The organism is Acinetobacter sp. UBA3461 (assembly GCF_002381195.1).
GTDB lineage: Bacteria > Pseudomonadota > Gammaproteobacteria > Pseudomonadales > Moraxellaceae > Acinetobacter > Acinetobacter schindleri.
Window position 1 is genome coordinate 2,371 of record NZ_DFRO01000034.1, and the last position, 6,838, is coordinate 9,208.

Sequence of the window (6,838 nt, forward strand, 5' to 3'; positions counted from 1 at the left end):
TTTAAGGGTGACAGCCACCGCCATCTGTGGCTCAGATCTGCATTTATACCGGGGAAAAATCCCGGCCACTGAAGACGGTGATATTTTCGGCCATGAATTTATGGGAATTGTAGAAGAAGTCGGCCCACAAGTAACCGAAGTCAAAAAAGGTGATCGGGTAATTATTCCCTTTGTGATTGCATGCGGTCACTGTTTTTTCTGTGAACATGAACTAATGGCTGCCTGTGAAAATACCAATACCGGCCGTGGTGCAATTCTCAATAAAAAACAGATTCCACCAGGGGCAGCTTTATTTGGCTTTAGCCATCTGTATGGTGGTATACCGGGTGGTCAAGCTGAATATGTGCGGATCCCCAAGGGCAATGTCGGACCATTTAAAGTGCCAGGCTCCCTGCCTGATGAAAAAGTATTATTCCTGACCGATATTCTACCAACCGCCTGGCAAGCAGTGAACAATGCCCAAGTTGGTCGAGGTTCCAGTGTGGCGATTTATGGTGCTGGCCCAGTCGGTCTGCTGGCTGCTGCCTGTGCGCGGATGCTCGGTGCCGAGCAGATTTTTATGGTCGATCACCATCCTTATCGTCTGCGTTTCGCACATCAAACCTATGGAGTGATTCCGGTCAATTTTGATGAAGTCGATGCCGCTGAATTTATCATTCAAAATACCACGGGTTATCGTGGAGTCGATGCCGTCATTGATGCGGTCGGTTTTGAAGCTAAAGGCAGCATGCTGGAAACCGTAATGACCAACCTGAAATTAGAAGGTTCGAGTGGTTCAGCGTTAAGACAATGTATTGCAGCGGTCCGCCGCGGCGGTGTGGTGAGTGTACCTGGAGTTTATGCCGGTCCAATTCATGGCTTCCTGTTTGGTGATGCCTTTGACAAAGGTTTAACCTTTAAAATGGGACAAACCCATGTGCATAACTACTTGCCGCAGTTGCTAGAACATATTGAAAATGGAGATCTGTCTCCAGATCTGATTATTACCCATCGCATGAAACTGGAAGATGCTGCGGAAGGTTACCGTATTTTTGATAAAAAAGAAGAAGACTGTCGTAAAGTGATTCTGACGCCATAAATATGATTAAAGGAAAGCGCCATCAGGCGCTTTTTTATTTTTTATCATCATTTTATCAATCCTCTTTTTCTTGTTTTTAAGGGCTTTGTTGCACAAAGATTTGAAATGCAAAGCGCCCCTAATTGAGCCAAATTTAAGGCGTAACTTGGGTAAGTGGTCGACCTAATTCCGTAAATCTGTTAAGCACTGCTACACGTGCATGGATCTCATTCACTTGGCTATCAAAACTCCTTGCACTGAGTTTATCTCCTAATAATTTAATGCAGTGCATCTTAGTTTCAACCAAACTTCGCCGATGATAGCCTGACCATTTTTTCCATAGTGTCCTGCCTAAACGTTTAACTGTTCGAAGTAATTCATTTCGCTCTAGCGAGCTACTCTTTGTATCTTTCCATGGTTTCGCATTTTTTCTAGGTGGAATCACCGTATGCGCTTGCCGATCTGCAATGACCTGACGGCATTGCTTGGTGTCATAAGCTCCATCGGTATAAACAGAGTCAATCTGCTCATCTTGTGGAATCTGATCAAGTAAATCACCAAGCACCTGTGAATCACTGACATTATTGGTTGTAAGCTGAACTGCTCGTATTTGCAGGGTTTTGGCATCTATACTAATATGAAATTTACGCCATTGGCGACGATATTCAGGTCCATGTTTCTTGCGTTTCCATTCGCCCTCACCTAGAAACTTCATGCCTGTAGAGTCTATGAGTAGATGCAGCCCATCGCTACTTTTTTGGTAGCTGATTGCAATATCAATATGCTTTTGTCTTCTACAAAGCGTACTGTAATCTGGTGCTGTCCAATTTAATCCGCAAAGTTTAATCAGACTTTGCACAAAGCCAGTGACCATACGTAAAGACAGACGGAATAAGGATTTAATCATTAAGCAGCATTGGATGGCTGCGTCGGAGTAGGTTTGATTTCGCCCTTGTTTGCCTTTTGATGGAGCATACCATTGCGTAGCAGGATCAAACCAAATGGCAATATTTCCGCGACTCATGAGTGCTCGGTTATATGCGGGCCAATTGGTTGTGCGGTAGATTTTCTGTGTAGGCTTCTTCATTTGAAAATTATATCGCTGAAAAAGCCGTTACAGATAGGTTTGTGCAACAAAGCCCTTAGTTGAAAAAAACTTTTAGATTTCATGCTCACACACCACCTAAAACAAAAAAATATCTGATTGATTTTACAGGCTTTTAATTTAAGGTTTTATTCTACCCACTCGCAATATCAACGTTTAGTATCACGACTCACTAACTCATTAACTAAATATGGAGCAGTACGACTATCTTGATTTTCTGTTATTTGTTTTGGTGTTCCTGCCACAACAATATTCCCACCAGCATTTCCAGCACCTGGTCCCACATCAATCACCCAATCTGCTTGTGCAACGGCACGCATATCATGCTCAATCATAACCACGGTATTACCCGCATCGACTAATCGCTGCAATTGAACTAACAATCGATCTACATCTGATGGATGCAAACCTGTAGTTGGCTCATCAAGTATATACAGTGTATTTCCACGCTGATTGCGTTGCAGCTCGGTCGCCAATTTAATACGTTGCGCTTCTCCACCAGATAGTTCAGTCGCTGGTTGCCCTAAACGTAAATAACCAAGGCCAATTTCCTTTAATAATTGTAGTGAACGAGCAATCGAGACCTCTCCATCAAAAAAATCACGTGCTTCATTGACGGTCATTCCTAATACTTCAGCAATATTACGTCCATTCCAGCGAATTTTCAGAGTGTCATCATTATATCGAGCACCATGACATGTCGGACAAGGGGCATATACACTTGGCATAAACAATAATTCTACACTGACAAAGCCTTCACCTTCACAAGTTTCACATCGCCCTTTAGCCACATTAAACGAAAAACGTCCAGCATCATAATGAGCTTGGCGAGCTTCAGGAGTCCCAGCAAATAACTTTCTAACATGATCAAATAAACCCGTATAAGTTGCCAGATTAGAACGTGGAGTACGGCCAATTGGTTTTTGATCAACCTGTACCAGACGCTGTATAGCCTCCACATCACCAGCCAGAGAACCCTGTGTAACCTCGGTAACCAACATTCCTTCATTTAAAGGATTATTTTCATTATTGTTTTCAGTTTCAGATTCATTGCCTAAATATGAAAGTACTAACTCGGGTAAAGCTTGAGAAACGAGACTAGATTTACCTGAACCTGAAATACCTGTAACTGCTGTAAGTACACCAAGAGGTATACGAGCATCAATATTATGCAGGTTATGTCGGTAAATATTGTTAAGTTCAAGCCAACCAGAGGGTGTACGTCCATAACTTTGAGTAACTGGGATTTTATTAAATAAATAACTTGCAGTACGTGAAGCTGAAATCTCACTTAAACCCTGAGGTACTCCACTATATAAAATATTACCACCTTGCTCTCCTGCATCTGGTCCAACATCCACTAACCATTGAGCACGACGCATGAGCTCTAAATCATGCTCTACAACAAATACGGAGTTTCCAGCGTCTCTTAATTTATCGAGAGAATCATATAATGACTGACTATCTGAAGGATGTAATCCAGCAGACGGTTCATCCAGTACATAAACTACACCAAATAGCATAGAACTTAATTGTGTTGCTAAACGCAAACGTTGTAACTCTCCCGCTGAAAGAGTCGGTGTGGCTCTATCTAATGTTAGATAACCAAGACCTAACTGGCGTAATTGATTTAAACGCCCCACCACACCATTTGCTAAACGCTGCGCAGCAATTTTCTTTTCATCTGAAAGTGCTGACGTACGTCTTACATCTGGAGATACAGAATGCACTGCTCTACCTGTTGTTGCTCGTTCGGATCTATCAAGTTGGGTTACTTTATTATTAGTCTTTTCTCCAGCATCATGAGCGTCGAAATTGCCAAGAACAATGGGCTCAAGCAGGCAAGTTAACTTATCCAAAGAAAGTTGCATAAACTCACCAATATCTACTCCAGCAAAGGTAATAGATAAGGCTTCTGGTTTAAGGCGTTTACCATGACAGGAAGGGCATATTTTTCCTTCCATAAAACGTGAAACACGTTTTTTCATCAACGTACTTTGGGTATTAGCAAAAGTATGAAGGACATAGCGACGAGCACCAGTGAAAGTGCCCATATAGCTGGGTTCTAGTTTACGTTTAAGTGCAGATTGAGTCTCAGCGGGGCTTAAACCAGCATAGACAGGAACTGTTGGGGTTTCTTCAGTAAATAAAATCCAGTCTCTATCCGATTGCGGTAAATCTTTCCATGGTCGATCGACATCATACCCTAGGGTTACTAGGATATCGCGTAAGTTTTGCCCGTGCCAAGCAGGTGGCCATGATGCGATAGCTCTCTCACGAATACTGAGTGTTGGGTCAGGAACCATTGTCGATTCTGTAACTTCATAAATGTGACCTAAACCATGACAGGTAGGACAAGCACCTTGAGGAGTGTTCGGTGAAAAGTCCTCGGCATATAACATTGGCTGATCGGCAGGATATGCACCAGCACGCGAATAAATCATTCGCACGAGACTTGATAAAGTTGTTACACTTCCAACAGAAGAACGGGTATTACTTGCACCACGTTGTTGTTGCAATGCTACTGCTGGTGGTAGACCATCAATAGCATCAACATCTGGTACTCCGGCCTGATCTATTAAGCGTCTTGCATAAGGTGCAACAGATTCGAAATATCTTCTTTGTGCTTCAGCAAAAATAGTTCCAAAAGCAAGTGATGATTTTCCTGAACCCGATACACCTGAGAAAACAACAAGTGCATTTCTTGGGATAGAAACATCTACATCCTTAAGGTTATGCTCACGTGCACCTCGAACTTCAATACAATTATTAGATAAAGTAATGTTATTGTGTTCACCAAAAGAATGTATTTTCATGTTTCTACGAGCCTGTAAATTATTTTGTGTAAGTCTCATTTTTTATAAATGATCTTTTAATCGATCATCGAACTGAATCGTAAACCAATTCATTGCTAAACGCCAATTTTGAATTGGCATGGTCCATTTTTTAGCAGCATTTGAAGTTGCTAAATAAATGACCTTTTTCACTGAATCATCAGAAGAGAAGATCTTTCTCTTTTTAGTTGAATGGCGGATCACGCTATTCAATGATTCAATTGCATTTGTTGTATAAATCGCATGACGTATTTCAGCAGGATAGCTAAAGATCGTTCGGATATTTTCCCAATTTGCCCGCCAGGATTCTCCAATTTTTGAATACTGGTGATTCCATTGATCGCAGAAGATATCTAGGGGCTTTAAAGCATTTTCCTCTGTACTTGCCTGATAGATCGCCTTCAATCCTGCTGTTACAGCTTTGTAGTCCTTCCAGCTCACAAATCTCAGGCTATTGCGTACAACATGTACGATACACAGCTGGATATCAGTATGAGGGTAGACAGAGGCTATCGCATCAGGAAAGCCTTTTAGTCCTGAGAAGCGCTGCTTCGCAAGGCAGGCTACAAGAATATCTTGCACTCCTCGATTTTTAAGCTCTGTCATGACTGACAGCCAGAATTTGGAACCTTCTGTTTGAGCAAGCCACATGCCAAGAAGTTCTTTTTGGCCATCCAGGTTAATGCCTAATGCTAAATAAACTGATTTATTGATTACTGTTGAATGCTGACGAACCTTAACAACAATGCAATCTAAATAGACAACAGGATAAAGACTATCGAGTGTTCTATTTTGCCATTCTGTCACTTGTTCAATGACAGCATCCGTCACCTTACTAATAAGGGAGGCAGATACATCGGCATCGTACATTTCTTTAAAAAAGCAACAATTTCTCTATTTGTCATTCCTTTCGCATATAGCGAAAGAATTTGATCATCCATGCTAGTAATGCGTGTTTGATGCTTCTTAATAATCTGTGGTTCAAAAGAGCCATCACGATCACGAGGGATATCTAAAGCAAGCTGCCCATCTTGTGTTAGAACTGTTTTGGAGCTAAAACCATTACGTGCATTAGATCCTTTCTTAGGTTGATGCTTTTCATAGCCTAAATGTTCAGAAAGCTCAGTATTCAGAGCGGTTTCGATCATGAACTTTTTAAATATGGCTGTCATTTGGTTTAAATCTTCAGGAGTTTTTAAACCTTTAGCTAATTCAGCTGCCATACTTTTGATTGTAGCTTCATCCATGTGAAGTACCTCTTTTTATTATCCTCAGTAGGATAAATGAAAATTAAGTACTTACACAAAATTTAGAACAGTCCCACAACTCATTTTGTTGAACTATATCTGTACAACAACTCTACCTCGAATTTTTCCATCTAAAATTTCATTTGAAATATTTAAAGCATCTGTTAACTGAATTTCAGTCGTTACTGTTTCTAATTTTGTTTGATCTAATTCTGTAGCCAAACGTTCCCATGCTTCTTTTCTTAATTCGATTGGTGCCATCACGCTATCAATTCCATATAAGGTAATCCCTCTTAGAATAAATGGAGCAACTGTTGCTGGAAAATCCATTCCGCCTGCCAAACCACACGCAGCAACTGCACCACGATATTTTGTACTAGCACATGCATTGGCTAAAGTATGGCTTCCAACAGTATCAATTACGCCAGCCCAAACTTCTTTGTTTAATGGCTTTCCTGGGGAAGATAATTCAATACGATCAATAATTTCACTCGCCCCTAGATAGGTTAAATATTCTGACTCTTGAGGTCGACCAGTCGAAGCTGTAATCTCATAACCAAGATGATTCAAAATAAGGCACTGTTGCAAATAGGCT

The 6,838-nt window shown here is 41.2% G+C and carries 4 protein-coding genes and 1 pseudogene; 1 reads left to right on the forward strand and 4 read right to left on the reverse strand.

The features are described 5' to 3' along the window. Positions 1–1,078: zinc-dependent alcohol dehydrogenase (locus B3D47_RS09780; RefSeq protein WP_286861756.1), on the forward strand; the 1,078-nt coding region annotated here is incomplete at its 5' end. 133 nt (positions 1,079–1,211) lie between these two features. On the opposite strand, the gene B3D47_RS09785 is transcribed toward B3D47_RS09780, so the two are convergent. From B3D47_RS09785 to B3D47_RS09800, 4 genes and pseudogenes are all read right to left on the reverse strand, one after another. Continuing rightward, complete coding sequence (locus tag B3D47_RS09785) at positions 1,212–2,144, reverse strand: IS5 family transposase (RefSeq protein ID WP_079284451.1); 933 nt, start codon at positions 2,142–2,144, stop codon at positions 1,212–1,214. A 167-nt stretch (positions 2,145–2,311) separates the two neighbouring features. Beyond that, positions 2,312–4,978, reverse strand: coding sequence for an excinuclease ABC subunit UvrA (locus tag B3D47_RS09790; RefSeq protein ID WP_004979617.1), 2,667 nt, complete (start codon positions 4,976–4,978; stop codon positions 2,312–2,314). Between the two features lie 42 nt (positions 4,979–5,020). Continuing rightward, a pseudogene (locus B3D47_RS09795) lies at positions 5,021–6,243 on the reverse strand (IS256 family transposase). A 93-nt stretch (positions 6,244–6,336) separates the two neighbouring features. Beyond that, on the reverse strand, positions 6,337–6,838 hold a 502-nt coding region (locus B3D47_RS09800), incomplete at its 5' end, for a zinc-binding dehydrogenase (protein ID WP_286861760.1).

Coding starts and splice junctions, on each gene's coding strand:
- B3D47_RS09785 (WP_079284451.1), bottom strand. CDS start 2,144: ATGAAGAAGCCTACACAGAAAATCTACCGCACAACCAATTGGCCCGCA.
- B3D47_RS09790 (WP_004979617.1), bottom strand. CDS start 4,978: ATGAAAATACATTCTTTTGGTGAACACAATAACATTACTTTATCTAAT.